Below are 16,820 nucleotides of genomic sequence, written 5' to 3'. Positions count from 1 at the left end.
ATGGAAGATATTCAAGAAATACTTGAGGATTTTTTAGTTGAAGCCTTTGAATTAGTCGAGCAAATTGACCATGATTTGGTTGAATTAGAAGCAAATCCTGAAGACTTAGAACTATTAAATAGAATTTTCCGTGTTGCACACACTGTTAAAGGTTCATCAAGCTTTTTGAATTTTGATGTTTTAACAAAACTTACTCATCACATGGAAGATGTTTTAAACAAAGCAAGACACAATGAGCTTAAAATTACTCCTGAAGTAATGGATGTGGTTTTAGAGTCTATTGATATGATGAAAACCTTGTTAAATTCTATTAGAGATAATGGAAACGATACAGCAATAGGGCTTGATATAGCTCCAATTTGTGCAAGATTAACTGCTATTTCAGAGGGTGAAAGCTTGGAGTCTGTTGCGCCGGCTAAAGCTGAAGAGCCAAAAGAAGAAGTAAAAGAAGAAGTAAAAGCTGAAGAACCTGAAGTTGATGTTAATAAGCTTAGTGATGATGAGGTTGAAGCTGAAATTGAAAGACTTTTAAAAGTAAGAAAAGCTGAAGATCAAGCAAGACGTGCTGAAAAGAAAAAAACACAAGAAGCAAACCCAGCTCCAAGTAAACCAGCTACTCAAGCGCAAAATGCAACTGCTGAGAAAAAAGTTCCTGCAGCAGGTGGTGGAAGTAGTGGTGCAAATATGGATCAAACCATTAGGGTTGAAGTTAAAAGACTTGACCATTTGATGAACTTAATTGGTGAGTTGGTACTAGGTAAAAACCGCTTGTTGAAAATTTATGATGATGTTGAAGAAAGATATGATGGAGAAAAATTCTTAGAAGAATTAAATCAAGTTGTTTCTCAACTTAGTATTGTCACTACAGATATTCAGTTAGCAGTTATGAAGACAAGAATGCAACCTATTGCAAAAGTATTTAATAAATTCCCAAGGGTTGTACGTGATTTGGGTCGTGAGCTTGGTAAGCAAATGGAGCTTGAAATTTCAGGGGAAGAAACTGAACTTGATAAGTCTATTGTGGAGGAAATCGGCGATCCTATTATGCACATGATTAGAAATTCATGTGATCATGGTATAGAAGATCCAGCAACGCGTGTGGCTAATGGTAAACCAGAAAAAGGAACGGTTAATCTTAAAGCATACAATGAAGGAAACCACATTGTAGTAGAGATTGCTGATGATGGTAAAGGGCTTGATGCGGATGCTTTAAAATCAAAAGCTATAGAGAAAAATCTAATTACAGAGCGTGAAGCTGATCAAATGAGCGATAAAGAAGCGTTTGCATTGATTTTCAAACCAGGTTTTTCAACTGCGAAAAAAATTACTAATGTTTCAGGTCGTGGCGTTGGAATGGACGTTGTTAAAACCAATATTGAAAAACTAAATGGTGTGATTGAAATCGACAGTGAGCTTGGTAAAGGCACTGTAATGAAGCTTAAAATCCCACTTACTTTAGCAATTATTCAATCATTGCTTGTAGGTACACAAGAAGAGTTTTATGCTATTCCTCTTGCAAGTGTTCTTGAGACGGTTAGAGTGCCAATTGATGATATTTATACCATTGAAGGTAAAAACGTACTTCGCTTAAGAGATGAGGTTTTATCTTTAGTAAGACTTTCAGATGTATTTGGCGTAAAACAAGTGCTTGAAAATACTGATCAAACTTATGTAGTTGTTATAGGTGTAGCAGAAAGTAAGCTTGGTATTATAGTAGATACTTTAGTAGGTCAAGAAGAAATCGTTATTAAGTCTATGGGTGAATATTTACAAAACATCCAAGGTATAGCAGGAGCGACGATTCGTGGTGATGGTAGAGTTACTTTGATTATTGATGTTGCTGCTATGATGGATATAGCTAAAGAGATCAAAGTAGATATTAAAGCACAAATTGAAGCGCAAGCTAAAAAAGTTGTGAAAGAAAAACCAAGTGATTATACAGTACTTATAGTGGATGATTCTAAGATGGATAGAAATATCATGCAAAAATCACTAGAACCACTAGGTGTGAGTATTATAGAAGCAACTAACGGCGTTGAGGCATTAAATACAATTAAATCAGGTGAGCATGATATTGATGCAGTGCTGATTGATATTGAAATGCCAAGAATGGATGGTTATACCTTAGCAGGTGAAATTAGAAAATATTCTAAATATAAAAACCTTCCACTTGTTGCGGTAACTTCAAGAACTAGTAAATCAGACCGTCTAAGAGGTGTGGAAGTAGGAATGACTGAGTATATTACTAAGCCTTACTCTCCAGAGTACTTAGAAAATGTAGTTAGAAAAAATTTAAAACTAGGATAAGAAGATGAATGATAAATTAAGCCAGGTTTTGCAAAAACAACAAGCACAAATTGCAGAACCTGATGTAGATAAAGAAGAGGATATTATTCAGCTTGTTGGTTTTGTGGTTGGAGATGAGGAATATGCTATTCCTATTCTTAATATCCAAGAAATTATTAAACCTATAGAATATACTAGGGTTCCAAGTGTGCCTGATTATGTTTTAGGTGTGTTTAATATGAGGGGTAATGTTATGCCTTTGATTGATCTTGCAAAAAGATTTAATCAAGGTAGTTCTAAAATGACACCTCAAACTAGATATATTGTTTTAAAGGGTATGGCAAATGGCAATCAAACTCCTGCAGGTAATGCGGGTTTTGTGATAGATAGATTAACAGAGGCTATCAAAATTCACAGAAGCAGGATTGATCCACCACCTGAAACTTTACTAAAAGAAAAAGGTATGATTTTTGGTATAGGTAAAAGAGAAGAAAATATCTTGACTATATTAAAAGCTGAAGCTTTATTAAAGCGTGAGTTTTAATGATAAAGCTTTGTGCCTTTGACTTTGATTCTACGCTAATGGATGGAGAAACCATCGATATTTTAGCGCAAGAGTATAAAGTTGGTGATGCTGTAAAAGCAATCACCAACAAAGCAATGAATGGTGAGCTTGATTTTTTTGAAAGCTTAAGCGCTAGAGTAGCCTTACTTGAGGGAATGCCTATTGATCAAGTAAGAAAGTGCTGTGAAAATTTACCCTTGATGAATGGCGCTAAAGAATTATGCGAGTATTTAAAAAATAAAAACATAAAAATAATTGTTTTTAGTGGCGGGTTTCATGAAGGAATTGACTTAATACAAGATAAACTTCATTTTGATTTTGGTTTTGCTAACTTTTTGCATAGTAAAAATGGTGTTTTAACGGGAAAAGTTGGCGGAGAAATTATGTTTAACAACTCAAAAGGTATTATACTACAAAGACTTAAGAAATTTTTAAATTTAAAAACAGAAGAAATTATGTGTGTGGGTGATGGAGCTAATGATATTTCTATGTTTAAAGAGTGTGGATTAAAAATAGCTTTTTGTGCCAAAGAAATTTTAAGATCCCATGCAGATATTTGTATAGATAAAAAAGATTTAAAAGAAATAATAAAGGTAATACAATGAAGAAATTTTCACTATGGTGTGATTTTATAGAAAATGAATTTTTAGATCATGAATTTTTAGATTTAATATACTCAAGAACAATCAACGGTGCTACTTCAAATCCTGCTATTTTTAAAAATGCGATTTTAAATTCAGCTATTTATAAAGAAAAAATCAAAAAATCAAATCTTAAAGATAAAAAAGCTTTATATGAGTATCTTGCGGTAGAAGATATAGCTAAGGCCGCAGATAAATTAGCTATTAATTATTATGAAAATAATGATGGTTTTATTAGTATTGAAATTGACCCAAGATTAAAAGATAATACTAGCTCATCTTTGGCTGAGGCAAAAAGATTATACACGCAAATTTCAAAAGAAAATGTAATGATGAAAATTCCTGCCACGGAAGCTTCTTATGAAGTAATGCAAGAATTAATGAAAAATGGTATTAGTGTCAATGCGACTTTGATTTTTGATTTTGAGCAAACTAAAAAATGCTTTGAAGCTTTAAATTTGGGTTTAAAAGAATTTAGAAAAAATAATATCGCAATCAAAAAAGAACCTCAAGCAGTTATTAGTATTTTTGTAAGCCGTTTTGATAGATTGTTAAATAATCAAGTTTTAGATAAAAATTATATAGGAATTCTCACTGCAACTAAGGCTTATAATTATATCGTTAAACAAAATGAAGCAAATATTAGAGCTTTATTTGCAAGTACGGGTGTTAAAGGTGATGATTTAGAAAAAGATTATTATATTAAAGAATTACTCTATGATAAAGCTATTAATACTGCACCGCTAGATGCTATCAAAGCTTTTAAAGGTAAGCAAATTGTGTTTAAAGAGCCTTTAAAAGATGAGTGTATAGAGAAAAAATTGAATGCAAATATTTCAAAAGATGCTTTAAGTAAAGCTTGTAAAGATTTACTTGATGATGGTTTAGAGCAATTTTGTATAGCTTATGAAGATATTTTAAAATCTTTATAAACTTATTTAGCTATAATTAGCGTTTATTTTTTTAGAAAGGAAACAGATGTTAGAAGGTATCGTTAGAGAGAGTATCGGTAGAAAAGCTGCTAAAGCTTTAAAAAGAGATGGTTATCTAATCGCGAACATCTATGGAAAAGGATTAGAAAACATCAATGCTGCTTTTAAAGTAAATGAATTTATTAAAGAAGTACGCAAAAAAACTACTTTAGCTTTTGATGTAAAAGTAGCAGACAAAGTATTAAATGTTGTGGTAGTTGATTATCAAAAAGATCCTGTAACTGCAGAATTAAAACACGTAGATTTAAAAGTAGCACAAAAAGGTGTTGTTTCTAAATATATGGTTCCTGTAAAAATCGTAGGAACGGCTATGGGTCTTAAAAATAAAGGTGTTTTAATCCAATCAAAAAGAAGATTGAAAGTAAAATGTGCAGCTGAAAACTTACCAAATTATTTTGAATTAGATGTAACTAAACTTGATGTTGGTGATGCACTTTTAATCCGCGATGTGGTTGTACCTGAGGGTGTAACTATGGTTGATGCTGATAGAGTAGCTGTAGTTGGCGTAGAAAAAGCAAGATAAAATGACCTTAGTCGTAGGACTTGGTAATATAGGAGAACAATACGCCCAAACCCGTCATAATGTAGGGTTTATGCTAATTGACTTAATTTTGAAAGATTTGCAAACAACAAAGCTTTCAAATGCTAAATTTAAAGGAGAGCTTTTTAAAAGCTCTTCTACTCTTTTTTTAAAACCTTCCACTTATATGAATTTATCCGGAGAAAGCGTAAAAGCTGTTAGTGAATACTATAAATGTGATAGAATTATTGTAATCCATGATGATATAGATTTAAATTTAGGTGCATTGAAATTTAAAATAGGTGGATCAAGTGGTGGACATAATGGACTTAAAAGTATAGATAATCTTTGTGGTAATGCTTATGAGAGAGTACGTATAGGAGTAGGAAAAGGACAAGATGTAATTTCTCATGTTTTGGGGAAATTTAAACAAGAAGAGCAAGAAAGCTTAACTAAGGTTTTAGAACATAGTAAAAAAGCCTTATTTGAGCTTTTAAATTCTGATATAGAAAAAATCGCTTCAAAATATTCTTTAAAAAGTTAAACGATGAGTATATTTTTTCGCTATATTTCATCTTTGTATTTAAAATCATTTTTTATTTTATTTTTTTCTTTGACTTTTTTCTTTGTAGCGATTGATTTTTTGCTCAATTTCAATAGGCTACCAAAAAGTGCAAATTTAGAGCTTTTGTATATATTTTTTTTAACATGCTCAGCAGCTTCTTATATACTACCTTTAGCTATAGTCCTTGCTTTGGTTTTATGTATTTTTAATATGATACGCTCGAATGAATTTGTTAGCTTGTATGCTTTGGGTTTAAGTAAAAATCAAGTGATTTTTTATCCTTTTTTATGGGCTATGTTTTTTTGTTGTGTTTATGTAGGACTTAATTTTAGTGCCTTTGCTTATGCAGATGAATATAAAAGTAATATTCTCAAGCGTGGCGTTGTAGATAGAGAGGGTGGGGAAGTTTTGATTAAATATAATGATAAATTTATTTATATACAAAAAACAAATTCTCAAACCCTATATAATGTAAAAATCTTTGATGTAAAAAATTTAGACATTCAAAACATAATCCATGCAAAAACTGCTAAATTTAATGGAAATTCTTGGGATTTAAATGATGCTAAAGCTACTAATGTACCACAAAATTTGATTGTTTCAAAAGAGGGTTTGAGTATAGAAGAATTTAAAAATATTAAAGGTTTAGAAGACTTTTCTCCAAAAATTTTAGAAAGAATTTCTTTAGTAGAGAGCAATCCTTCTTATTCTATTTTAGACGCGCTAGAAAGTATGGTAATTTTTGCAAAACAAAATATTTCTACTAATACACTTAGAACAAGTTTGTATTCTTTGGTTCTTACACCATTTTTTGCGCCATTTTTAATGCTTATTGTGTATTATTATTTTCCTTTAACAGCAAGATTTTTTAATCTCGCACTTTTAGCTTTTGTGTTTTTTGTGTGCATACTTTTAGTTTGGGGCTTGTTGTTTTTATTAACAAGATTGAGTGAAAATGAAATTTTACTTCCAGAGCTTGGTATAATGCTGCCAGTATTTATTTTAATGAGTATAGGAAGTTTTTATTATTTTAAACACAAATAACTACAAGTGAGGTTTTTATGGATTATTTAAAATTAGCAAAAGAATATAACACACCATTTTATATTTATGATTTTGATAAAATCAAAGAACGTTTTACAATGTTAAAAGATGCTTTTAAAGCAAGAAAGTCACAAATTTTTTATGCAGTTAAAGCAAATTCTAATTTAAGTGTTTTAAAACTTTTAGCTTCTTTAGATAGCGGGTTTGATTGTGTTAGCGCGGGTGAGATTTATAGAGCTTTAAAAGCAGGGGCTAAGAATTATAAAATTATTTTTAGTGGGGTAGGTAAAAGTGCTGATGAGTTAAAATATGCTTTAGAGCAAAACATACTTTATGTAAATTTAGAAAGCTATGAAGAAATGCTTCTTTTGGAGCAAATTGCTAAAGAAAATCAAAAGACAGCCCGTATAAGCATAAGAGTAAATCCAAATGTAGATGCTAAAACACATCCTTACATTTCTACAGGTTTGCATGAAAATAAATTTGGCGTAGATATAGAAAGTGCTAAAAAAATGTATCTTTATGCTAAAAACTCACAATTTTTAGAGCCAGTTGGAGTGCATTTTCACATAGGCTCGCAAATTCTTGATGTAAGTAGTATCCATGAGGCCTCAGCGATTGTTGCAAAATTAGTAAAAGAACTTTTAGCTTTGAAAATTAATATTAAATTCTTTGATATAGGCGGGGGTTTAGGAGTTTGTTATAAAGATGAACAAGAGCCAAATTTATATGATTATGCTCAAGGAATTTTAGCAAGTTTACAAGGTCTTGATGTGTGCATAGGTATGGAACCTGGTAGGTTTTTGGTAGCAAATGCAGGCGAGTTTGTTACTAAAGTATTATATGAAAAATTTAATGATAAAAAGCGTTTTGTAATTGTTGATGGGGCGATGAATGATTTATTGCGTCCAAGTTTGTATAGTGCTTATCATGAAATCAAACTTTTGAGCGAAAATAAAGAAGAAAGCCTTTGTGATATTGTTGGTGGGATTTGTGAGAGTGGAGATTTTTTAGCTAAAGATAGAAAATTAGCTAAAACAAAAGCAGGAGATTTGATCATAGTTAAAAGTGCAGGTGCATATGGTTTTAGCATGAGTAGTAATTATAATACTCGTAATAGAGTATGCGAGCTAGCTTGTGAAAATGGCACGGTAAGAATGATTAGAAAAAGAGAAAGTTATGAGGATCAAATTGCTTTAGAGCTTGATTTTTTAAAGGATTGAAATGTTGTTTTTAGATGTGCAAGGAACTTTGATTTCAGATTATGATAAAAGTCCTATAAATGGTGCTTTAGAACTCATTCAATCTTTAAATAAAGAAAAAATTCCTTATGTGATTATTACTAATAATACCAAAAAATTAGATTTTTTAAATTATTTGCAAAATTTAGGTTTTGAAATTAATGAAAAAGTTTATATTGATCCTTTTTGTGTTTTAAAAGATCATTTAAAGCCTTGTAAAATAGCAGCTTTTGGAGCAAAAGAATTTTTAGATTCACTTCAAGAGTTAGGCTATGAGCTTGATTATAAAAACCCAAAAGCATTTTTACTAGCAAGTTATGATGATTTTAAATTTCAAGATTTTGCTAGTATGATAGAGTATCTTAAAAATGGTGTGCAAGCTATAGCAATGCATGAAAGTAGTATTTATAAGAAAAACTCAAGGCTTTATCCAGGCGTTGGAAGTATCATGTCTATGCTTAAAAATGCATGCGAGTTTGATTATAAAGTGATAGGAAAACCTAGTAAGGCTTTTTATGAAAGTGCTTTAAATTTATTAAAACAGCAAGATTATAATGCAAGCTTTGAAAAGACTTTAATCATTAGTGATGATTTTAAAGGTGATTTGCTTGGTGCTTATGAGCTTGGCATGCAAACAGCCTTGGTTTTAAGCGGTAAAATTTCTAACACTCAAGGTCTTGATACAACTAAACTTAATTTTGTATATGATAGTATTAAGGATTACTACATATCGAGGTTTAAATGAAAGAGATAGAAAAATTACGCAATAAAATCGATACTATCGATGATAAAATTTTGGCTTTACTTAATGAAAGAATGCTTCATGTTAAAGATATAGGAGTTATTAAGCAAAATTTAGGTGGGAGTATTTATAGACCTGAGCGCGAAAGAGCTATTATAAATAGACTTAAAAATTATAATCATGGTTTATTAGATCAAAATGCAATCGAAGCAATTTATCAAGAAATTTTTGCTGTATCAAGAAATTTAGAAATGCCTCAAAGCATAGCTTATTTAGGACCTGAGGGAAGCTATACGCATCAAGTAGCAAGAACGCGTTTTGGTGCTATGAGTCGTTATACTCCACTTGCAAATATAGAAGATGTTTTTAAAGAATTAGCTCACAAAGAAGCAAAATATGGAGTAGTGCCTATAGAAAATAATACAGCAGGTGCAGTGGGTGTGACACTTGATTGTCTTGGAAAATATGAAGATGTAAAGATTTTTGCTGAAATTTATATGGATATCCATCATTCTTTTGTAAGTATGAGTGAAAATTTAAAAGATATTAAACGCATATATTCTCATCCACAAGGCTATAATCAATGTAGAAATTTTTTAGAAAGTCATGATTTAAGTGAAGTAGAATTTGTAGCAAGTAAATCCACAGCTCATGCGGCTTACTTAGCTTCGCAAGATGTTACTTCGGCTGCGATTTGCTCTAAGATTGCAGCAAAACTTTATAATGTGCCTATATTATTTGAAACGATTGAGGATAATTTGGCAAATCGCACTAGGTTTTTGATTTTAAGTGATATAAAAATACCTCAAATGCCTCATTGTAAAACTTCTATTTTGGCACTTGCTGCACACAAACCAGGTGGGCTTAGTGATTTGTTATATGAGTTTAAAAAAGAGGGGATAAATTTAACAAAACTTGAATCACGCCCTATAAAAACAAGAGAATTTGTGCATAGTTTTTATATAGATTTTGAAGGACATATTGATGATGAAAATGTCCAAAGAGTATTAAAAAAAGCCGAGCATATAAAATGGCTTGGATCATATTTATCAGGAGAAAGTAATGAAATTTAATCCTTTTTTAGAAGCTATTAAAACTTATGAAAGTGGCAAGGATATAGATTTAATTGCTAAAGAATATGGTTTAAAAGAAGTTATTAAACTAGCAAGTAATGAAAATCCTTATGGCACAAGCAAAAAAGCCAAAGAAGCCATTATAAATAATGCACATTTAGCTCATTTATATCCTGATGATACTATGAGTGAATTAAAACAAGCTTTAGCGCAAAAATATGATATTTTGAAAGAAAATCTCATCATAGGTAGTGGGAGTGATCAAATCATAGAATATATAGTGCATGCAAAACTTGATCATTCTAAGGCTTATTTGCAATGTGGGGTTAGCTTTGCTATGTATGAAATTTATGCAAAACAACTAGGAGTTAAGGTTTATAAAACCCCAAGCTTAACCCATGATTTAAATGAATTATATGAGTTATATCAAAAGCATAAAAATGAAATCAAAGTAATTTTTTTATGCTTACCTAATAATCCTTTAGGTGAGTGTTTGGATGCAAGTGCGGTTTTTGAGTTTTTAGAAAAAATTGATGAGGATTGTTTGGTAGTCATTGATGGAGCTTATAATGAATTTGCTTCATTTAAAGATAGTAAAAAGCATATTAATCCTAAAGAATTAATCCATAAATTTCAAAATGTAGTATATCTAGGAACCTTTTCTAAGCTTTATGGTTTGGGTGGTATGAGAGTGGGTTATGGTATAGCTTGTAAGGAAATTATTAATGCATTTTATAAATTAAGAGCACCTTTTAATGTGACTAATTTGAGTTTAAAAGCTGCTGTTGCTGCATTAGATGATGATGAGTTTGTGCAAAAAACTTTGGAAAATAATTTTTCACAAATGAAACTTTATGAAGATTTTGCTAAAAATTATAAAATTCGATATATTCCAAGCTATACAAATTTTATTACTTATTTTTTTGATGAAAAAAATAGCACAGATTTATCTGAAAAACTGCTTAAAAACGGTATAATAATAAGAAATTTACAAAGTTATGGTTTAAATGCTGTGCGTATAAGTATAGGTACAGAGTATGAAAATTCAAGGTTTTTTGAAGAGTTTTCTAAAAATTTTTAGTTTGTAGGAAATAAATGGATTATAAAACTATACTGCACCAAGTAGGTCAGCTTTATCAAAATTTAAGTTTAAGACAGCGTATTATCATTGCTGCTTCTATTGTTGTTGTAGTTGGATTTTTAGTATTTTTAACCCTTTTTAGAAGTGGCTCTACAGTGGCTAGCGAGGCTGGATATTCAGTATTATTTGAAAATGCTAATACTAGTGATTCGGCGATGATAGTAACTCAACTTGAAAAAAGTGGGGTTCCTTATATTTTGCGCAATGAAGGAACAATTTTAGTTCCTAACGAACAAGTATATAAACAGCGTTTAGCTATTGCTTCTGCAGGATTATTGCCAAAGGATAATAAAGTAGGTTTTGAGCTTTTTGATAAACAAGAATTTGGCGCAACAGAAGCTGAACAAAAGGTAAAATACCAAAGAGCATTAGAAGGTGAGCTTGCTAGAACGATTGAAAGTTTAGAGCCTATTCATAGTGCTACGGTGCATATTGCTTTTGCTAAAGATACACTTTTTACTCAACAACAAGTCCCACCAACTGCTTCAGTAGCTTTGACAATAAAAGAAGGTTTAAAGCTTAATAAAAAGCAAATTATGGGGATTAAAAACTTAATTGCTTCCTCAGTAACAAAACTTACTCCTGAAAATGTAAAAATCATGGATCAAAAAGGTATTCCTTTGGATGATGAAGGTGCTTTTGAGAGTGATTTAATCGCTGCTCAAATTAAATATAAAAGAGATCAAGAATATGAATTAGAACAAAAAATTGTTGCTTCTATTGCTCCATTTGCAGGCGGTTATGATAGGGTAGTAGCAAAGGTTAGTATTGATTATGATTTTTCTAAAGAAGAATCTCAAAGTGAAGTTTATGATCCAAACACAGTTGTACGCAGTGAGCAAACCTTAGAAGAACATAGAGAAGGCTATAAAGATAAAGAAATTCAAGGTGTGCCAGGCGCTGTTTCAAACATCGGTCCTGTAGAAGGTTTAGATGATAAAGGTGCACGCGAGGTTTATACTAAAAATCAAACCACAACTAACAATGAAATTTCTAAAAAAATTACCAACACCACTAAGCAATTTGCAACCGTTAAGAGAATTTCTGCAGCTGTTGTGGTAGATGGAAAGTATAAAGTAATTACTGATGATCAAGGAAATGTTACTAATGAATATATTCCTTTGAGTGATAAAGAAATTAAAGCGATTGAAAATCTCACTAAAGGTGCTATAGGTTTTAATCTTGCTAGGGGTGATGCGGTTGAAGTAAATAATTTGGAATTTCATAGAACAGCTAAAGTTGAAAATAAGGTTCAAACTTTTTATTCAAGATTTGTTGAGCCATTTATCCCGCCTGTTAAGTATGTCTTTGCTGCGATTTTGCTTTTTATCTTTTACAAAAAAGTTATTGTGCCATTTTCTCAAAAAATGCTTGCAGATATCAAGCTTGAAGAAGAGATGGAAGGTAAAGATGGACAAGTTATTGATGAAGCTGAAGACGCTATTGAAAAATTCAACGCAGCACGCAAGAAAGTTGAAGAGCAACTTGGCTTTGGGGATAATTTTGATGAAGATGCACTTCAATATGATGTTTTACTTGAAAAATTAAGAGCAGTGGCTAATGAAAAAAGTGAAGAAGTGGCATTATTGTTACAAAAACTTGTTGAAAATGAAGCTGAATTTGGTGAGAAGGATATCTGATGATAAAGCTTAGTGAAGAACAAAAAATGGTCTATGATGACCTTTCTATGCCAGAAAAGGTCGCAATTTTTTTAATCCAACTTGGAGAAGATGTAACGACAGTTTTATTTTCTCATATGGATATTAATGTCATCACTGAAATTTCTCGCTATATTGCTTTAGCAAAAAATGTTGACAAACCAGTTGCTACTGCAGTGCTTGAGGAATTTTATACTTTATTACAATCAAACCAATACCTAAAAAGTGGTGGTTTGGAATATGCAAAAGAAATTTTATTTAGAACTTTTGGTCCTGAAATTGCCAATAAAATTTTGGAAAAACTTACCAAAAGTATGGAAAATAACCAAAATTTTGCTTATCTTTCACAAATTAAACCACAACAGCTTGCTGACTTTATCATTAAAGAACACCCGCAAACTATAGCTTTGATTTTAGCTCATATGGATACCACTCAAGCTGCTGAAACTTTGGAGTATTTTAGTGATGAATTAAGAGCTGAAGTTGTAATAAGAATGGCAAATCTTGGGGATATTTCACCTTCAATTATCAAAAGAGTATCTGCTGTGCTTGAAAGTAAACTTGAAAGTCTTACTTCTTATAAGGTTGAAGTGGGTGGTCCAAGAGCGGTTGCTGAAGTGCTTAATCGCTTGGGTCAAAAAGCATCCAAAACAACACTTTCTTATATTGAGCAAAGTGATGAAAAACTTGCTATAACCATTAAAGATTTAATGTTTACTTTTGATGATATTTCTCAGCTTAGTACTAATGCGATTAGAGAAGTTTTAAAAGCTGCTGATAAACGCGACTTGATGATAGGTTTAAAAGGCGCAAGCGAGGATTTAAAACAAAAATTTATGGCAAATATGTCAACGCGTGCTGCTGAAGCTTTTGTTGAAGAAATGGGCTTTTTGGGTGCTGTACGTGTAAAAGATGTTGAAGAGGCTCAAAGAAAAGTTGTAGAAGTGGTGCAAAAACTTGCAGAACAAGGTCTTATCCAAGTGGGTGAGGCTGATGAGATGATAGAGTAAGATTATGGCAAAATTAACTAATGTAATTTCACCCGAAAACATTTCTGCTCATGTAGTTGAGGGTTATCATTTTAAAGTTATGAGTGAAATGTCTTTTAATGAAGAGCAAAAACAAGAAGAAACTCAAACTATAAATCAAGTCTCTCCTGTTCAAAATACTACTCAGCAAGCAGTAGAAAATCAAACGGTAGAAACCACACCACAAGCCCCTCAACCACAAATTCAACCTGATTTTGTAGAAGATTTACTTAAAAAAACTGATGAGATGTCAGGAAATATCATTAAGTTACAAATGCAAATAGAAAGCCAAGAAGCTGAATTTAATAATCGCTTAAATACAGAATTAGAACACGCAAAAGAAAAATTTACTAAAGAAGGTTATGAACAAGCTCAAAAAAATTTTGAAAGTGAATTAGAAGCTTTAAAAGAAAAATACTTAAAAAGTGTAGAAAAGCTTGAAAATACAGTGCAAAATTTAAATAACTTTTTATCTAAAAATGAAAAAGAATTAGCCGATACAGCTGTAATTATCGCAAAAGAGGTAATTGCAAAAGAACTTGAGGAAAATTCTTCACTTATAGCCTTAAATTTGGCAAAAGAACTTATGAATGAGCTTAAAAATGCTACTAAGATAGAATTAAAATTAAATCCTGATGATTTTGAGTATGTAAAAACACACTTGCAAGAACAAAATAATATTAAATTTAGTCTTGATGATGCGATTAATAAAGGAAGTATTTTAATATTAAGTGATGCGGGTAATATAGAATCAAACCTTAACAATCGTTTGCAAAAAATCAAAAATATGGTTAATGAATGATAGATTTAAATAACTTAAATATTAAAAATATGCAAATTAAGGAGCTAGAAAATTTAGCTAACAATTTGCGTGAAGTTATTATAGATACAGTGAGTAAAAATGGTGGACATTTAAGCTCAAATTTAGGCGTTGTCGAGCTTAGCATCGGAATGCATTATGTTTTTAATGCGCAAAAAGATCCTTTTATTTTTGATGTTTCACACCAATCTTATCCGCATAAGCTTTTAAGTGGTAAAATAAATAATTTTCATACTCTAAGACAGTTTAATGGTTTAAGTGGCTATACCAAGCCTGATGAGGGAGATTATTTTGTAGCAGGACATTCAAGCACTTCTATATCTTTAGCAGTTGGAGCTTGTAAGGCTATAAGATTAAAAAATGAAGATCGCTTGCCTGTTGTATTAATAGGCGATGGAGCGCTAAGTGCGGGTATGGCATATGAAGCCTTAAATGAGCTTGGCGATAGAGAATATCCTTGTGTGATTATTTTAAATGATAATGAAATGAGTATTTCAAGGCCAATTGGGGCTATTTCAAAATACCTTTCTCAAGCAATGGCAACGCAGTTTTATCAAAAATTTAAAAAACGCATAGAAAATCTTTTAGAATACTTTCCTCAAGGTGCTTCTTATATGGCAAAACGTTTTGAAGAGGGTTTAAGACTTATTACACCTGGACTTTTGTTTGAAGAATTAGGACTTGAATATATTGGACCTATTGATGGGCATAATTTAAATGAGGTTATTAATGCGCTCAATCAAGCAAAAGCTATGAATAAACCTTGTGTTGTACATGCGCAAACTATCAAAGGCAAAGGTTATGCATTAGCTGAGGGAAAAAATGCTAAATGGCATGGGGTAGGTGCTTTTGATAGAAGTAGTGGGGAGAGTTTAAAGGCAAATGTAAGTAAAAAAAGTGCTACAGAAATTTTTTCAAATACACTTTTAAATTTAGTTCAAAAATATGAAAACATAGTAGGCGTAACTGCTGCTATGCCAAGTGGTACTGGAATAGATAAGCTAATGGAAAAATATCCTGAACGCTTTTGGGATGTAGCAATTGCAGAACAACATGCAGTTACTTCTATGGCGGCTATGGCAAAAGAAGGTTTTAAACCTTTTATAGCAATTTATAGCACTTTTATGCAAAGAGCTTATGATCAAGTTATTCATGATTGTGCTATTATGAATTTAAATGTAGTTATAGCTATGGATAGAGCAGGAATTGTAGGAGAAGATGGAGAAACGCATCAAGGTGTTTTTGATGTTAGTTTTTTAAGTGCTATTCCAAACATTACTCTAGCAGCTCCAAGAGATGAGGCTATGATGGAAAAAATCATGGAATATGCTTATTTTCATCAAGGTGTTTTTGCTTTTCGCTACCCTAGGGGTAATTTTTTATTAAATAATGATTTTAATCCATGTGAGATAAAACTTGCAAAAGGTCAAATTTTATCTAAAGTGCAAAGCGATAAAGTATTTTTAGGTTTTGGTCAGGGTGTAGCCAAAGCAAAACTAGCTTTGGATAAACTTGGTTTAGATTATGCGAGTTTGATAGATTTGATTTTTGCAAAACCTTTAGATGAAGAGCTTTTAAAAGAATTAGCAAAAGATACAAAAACTTGGTTTGTTTTTTCAGATAGTGCTAAAATAGGTGGAGTGGGAAGTTTAATTACAAATTTTTTACAAAAAGAAAATCTTTATCACATAAAACTAGTAAGCTTTGAATTTGAAGATTGCTTTATCACGCATGGTAAGACAAATGAGGTTGAGCAGTTTTTAAAACTTGATGTTGATTCTTTATGCGAAAAGATTAAAATTTATTAAAAGATAAAAAATATCCTTTAATATAATTATTTTTTTATAAAAAAAGCGTTATACTATAGAAAAAAATATTGGAGAATTTATTATGGAACTTATTCAAATGCTTAAAAATTGTGATTTGAAAGCTACTCCACAAAGACTTTGTATTTTAAAAATTTTAAAACGCCATGAACATCCTAACATAGAATCTTTATATGAAAGTATTAAGGAAGAATATCCTTCTATTTCTTTAGCTACAGTGTATAAAAATTTAAATACTTTAAAAGAACAAGGTTTGGTGGTAGAAATCAATACGCCAAATCAAAAAACTTGTTATGATATCTATGAATATCCTCATATTCATGTAATTTGTAGCAAATGCAATCATATAGAAGATGTATGTTATGAAGATAGTGGGATTAATAAATATCAAGAAGATCTTGAGAAAAAAATTGGCAATATTATTGATTATCTTGGTGTATTTGCCTATGTAAATGGCTGTAAAGCTTGTAAAAAATAAAATGGTTTGTGAAGTTCAAAGACGCTTTTTACTCGAAAATGATGATTTTATAAAAATTTTAAAAGAAGAAAAAATTGCTTATTCTAAGGATAAAATACGCGTTTTTTTTACGCGTATAAGTCCTTTTTGTGATGTCAAATACAAAAAAATCAATCAAGATTATTATCAATTTTCACTTTATAAACTGCACGATATTATAG

The 16,820-nt window shown here is 31.1% G+C and carries 17 protein-coding genes; all 17 read left to right on the top strand.

The window, feature by feature from the left end; genetic code table 11:
* A complete protein-coding gene (locus L8W55_RS03260; RefSeq protein WP_263677316.1) occupies positions 1-2,307 on the top strand; it encodes a chemotaxis protein CheW in 2,307 nt (768 codons plus the stop codon).
* Between the two features lie 4 nt (positions 2,308-2,311).
* Complete coding sequence (locus tag L8W55_RS03255; protein ID WP_039619209.1) at positions 2,312-2,830, top strand: chemotaxis protein CheW; 519 nt, start codon at positions 2,312-2,314, stop codon at positions 2,828-2,830.
* Positions 2,830-3,456 carry a phosphoserine phosphatase SerB gene (gene serB, locus L8W55_RS03250; protein ID WP_263677315.1) on the top strand — a complete coding sequence of 209 codons (627 nt, stop codon included), beginning with the start codon at positions 2,830-2,832 and terminating at the stop codon, positions 3,454-3,456. The genes L8W55_RS03255 and serB overlap by 1 nt, the downstream gene beginning before the upstream one ends.
* The gene (locus tag L8W55_RS03245) at positions 3,453-4,424 is read left to right on the top strand and encodes a transaldolase (RefSeq protein ID WP_263677314.1); all 972 of its coding nucleotides are present in this window, start codon (positions 3,453-3,455) and stop codon (positions 4,422-4,424) included. Before serB ends, L8W55_RS03245 begins: the two co-directional genes overlap by 4 nt.
* A 46-nt stretch (positions 4,425-4,470) precedes the next feature.
* Entirely contained in the window at positions 4,471-5,007 is a 537-nt protein-coding gene (locus L8W55_RS03240) for a 50S ribosomal protein L25/general stress protein Ctc (protein ID WP_039619203.1), read from the top strand.
* A 1-nt stretch (position 5,008) separates the two neighbouring features.
* Complete coding sequence (pth, locus tag L8W55_RS03235) at positions 5,009-5,548, top strand: aminoacyl-tRNA hydrolase (protein WP_263677313.1); 540 nt, start codon at positions 5,009-5,011, stop codon at positions 5,546-5,548.
* Positions 5,549-5,551: 3 nt separating this feature from the next.
* Positions 5,552-6,613, top strand: a complete 1,062-nt coding sequence (locus L8W55_RS03230; RefSeq protein ID WP_263677311.1) for an LptF/LptG family permease — start codon at positions 5,552-5,554, stop codon at positions 6,611-6,613.
* 17 nt (positions 6,614-6,630) lie between these two features.
* Positions 6,631-7,836, top strand: a complete 1,206-nt coding sequence (gene lysA, locus L8W55_RS03225; protein ID WP_263677310.1) for a diaminopimelate decarboxylase — start codon at positions 6,631-6,633, stop codon at positions 7,834-7,836.
* A 1-nt stretch (position 7,837) separates the two neighbouring features.
* Entirely contained in the window at positions 7,838-8,599 is a 762-nt protein-coding gene (locus L8W55_RS03220; RefSeq protein ID WP_263677309.1) for an HAD-IIA family hydrolase, read from the top strand.
* Positions 8,596-9,669: a prephenate dehydratase gene (pheA, locus tag L8W55_RS03215; protein WP_070255253.1), complete on the top strand. Its 1,074-nt coding sequence runs from the start codon at positions 8,596-8,598 to the stop codon at positions 9,667-9,669. Before L8W55_RS03220 ends, pheA begins: the two co-directional genes overlap by 4 nt.
* Positions 9,659-10,750: a histidinol-phosphate transaminase gene (gene hisC / locus L8W55_RS03210; RefSeq protein ID WP_263677307.1), complete on the top strand. Its 1,092-nt coding sequence runs from the start codon at positions 9,659-9,661 to the stop codon at positions 10,748-10,750. The genes pheA and hisC overlap by 11 nt, the downstream gene beginning before the upstream one ends.
* A 14-nt stretch (positions 10,751-10,764) precedes the next feature.
* Entirely contained in the window at positions 10,765-12,450 is a 1,686-nt protein-coding gene (gene fliF, locus L8W55_RS03205) for a flagellar basal-body MS-ring/collar protein FliF (RefSeq protein WP_263677306.1), read from the top strand.
* A complete protein-coding gene (gene fliG, locus L8W55_RS03200; protein WP_263677305.1) occupies positions 12,450-13,478 on the top strand; it encodes a flagellar motor switch protein FliG in 1,029 nt (342 codons plus the stop codon). Before fliF ends, fliG begins: the two co-directional genes overlap by 1 nt.
* Positions 13,479-13,482: 4 nt before the next feature.
* A complete protein-coding gene (fliH, locus tag L8W55_RS03195; RefSeq protein WP_263677304.1) occupies positions 13,483-14,298 on the top strand; it encodes a flagellar assembly protein FliH in 816 nt (271 codons plus the stop codon).
* Entirely contained in the window at positions 14,295-16,124 is a 1,830-nt protein-coding gene (gene dxs, locus L8W55_RS03190) for a 1-deoxy-D-xylulose-5-phosphate synthase (RefSeq protein ID WP_263677302.1), read from the top strand. The genes fliH and dxs overlap by 4 nt, the downstream gene beginning before the upstream one ends.
* Before the next feature lie 82 nt (positions 16,125-16,206).
* The gene (perR, locus tag L8W55_RS03185; RefSeq protein ID WP_087699633.1) at positions 16,207-16,620 is read left to right on the top strand and encodes a peroxide-responsive transcriptional repressor PerR; all 414 of its coding nucleotides are present in this window, start codon (positions 16,207-16,209) and stop codon (positions 16,618-16,620) included.
* 1 nt (position 16,621) lies between these two features.
* A partial coding sequence (locus L8W55_RS03180) for a hypothetical protein (protein ID WP_263677301.1) occupies positions 16,622-16,820 on the top strand: 199 nt, incomplete at its 3' end.

The organism is Campylobacter sp. FU_520, assembly GCF_025772385.1.
GTDB classification, from domain to species: Bacteria; Campylobacterota; Campylobacteria; order Campylobacterales; family Campylobacteraceae; genus Campylobacter_D; species Campylobacter_D lari_C.
Note: the sequence above shows the minus strand (reverse complement) of the source record. Positions and strands in the feature narration are given on the sequence as shown.

What these genes read in the sequence shown, in the direction of transcription:
- L8W55_RS03260 (WP_263677316.1), top strand. Translation starts at nt 1, where the DNA reads ATGGAAGATATTCAAGAAATACTTGAGGATTTTTTAGTTGAAGCCTTT.
- L8W55_RS03230 (WP_263677311.1), top strand. Translation starts at nt 5,552, where the DNA reads ATGAGTATATTTTTTCGCTATATTTCATCTTTGTATTTAAAATCATTT.
- hisC (WP_263677307.1), top strand. Translation starts at nt 9,659, where the DNA reads ATGAAATTTAATCCTTTTTTAGAAGCTATTAAAACTTATGAAAGTGGC.
- L8W55_RS03245 (WP_263677314.1), top strand. Translation starts at nt 3,453, where the DNA reads ATGAAGAAATTTTCACTATGGTGTGATTTTATAGAAAATGAATTTTTA.
- L8W55_RS03255 (WP_039619209.1), top strand. Translation starts at nt 2,312, where the DNA reads ATGAATGATAAATTAAGCCAGGTTTTGCAAAAACAACAAGCACAAATT.
- dxs (WP_263677302.1), top strand. Translation starts at nt 14,295, where the DNA reads ATGATAGATTTAAATAACTTAAATATTAAAAATATGCAAATTAAGGAG.
- fliH (WP_263677304.1), top strand. Translation starts at nt 13,483, where the DNA reads ATGGCAAAATTAACTAATGTAATTTCACCCGAAAACATTTCTGCTCAT.
- serB (WP_263677315.1), top strand. Translation starts at nt 2,830, where the DNA reads ATGATAAAGCTTTGTGCCTTTGACTTTGATTCTACGCTAATGGATGGA.
- L8W55_RS03240 (WP_039619203.1), top strand. Translation starts at nt 4,471, where the DNA reads ATGTTAGAAGGTATCGTTAGAGAGAGTATCGGTAGAAAAGCTGCTAAA.
- fliF (WP_263677306.1), top strand. Translation starts at nt 10,765, where the DNA reads ATGGATTATAAAACTATACTGCACCAAGTAGGTCAGCTTTATCAAAAT.
- fliG (WP_263677305.1), top strand. Translation starts at nt 12,450, where the DNA reads ATGATAAAGCTTAGTGAAGAACAAAAAATGGTCTATGATGACCTTTCT.
- pheA (WP_070255253.1), top strand. Translation starts at nt 8,596, where the DNA reads ATGAAAGAGATAGAAAAATTACGCAATAAAATCGATACTATCGATGAT.
- L8W55_RS03220 (WP_263677309.1), top strand. Translation starts at nt 7,838, where the DNA reads ATGTTGTTTTTAGATGTGCAAGGAACTTTGATTTCAGATTATGATAAA.
- lysA (WP_263677310.1), top strand. Translation starts at nt 6,631, where the DNA reads ATGGATTATTTAAAATTAGCAAAAGAATATAACACACCATTTTATATT.
- perR (WP_087699633.1), top strand. Translation starts at nt 16,207, where the DNA reads ATGGAACTTATTCAAATGCTTAAAAATTGTGATTTGAAAGCTACTCCA.
- pth (WP_263677313.1), top strand. Translation starts at nt 5,009, where the DNA reads ATGACCTTAGTCGTAGGACTTGGTAATATAGGAGAACAATACGCCCAA.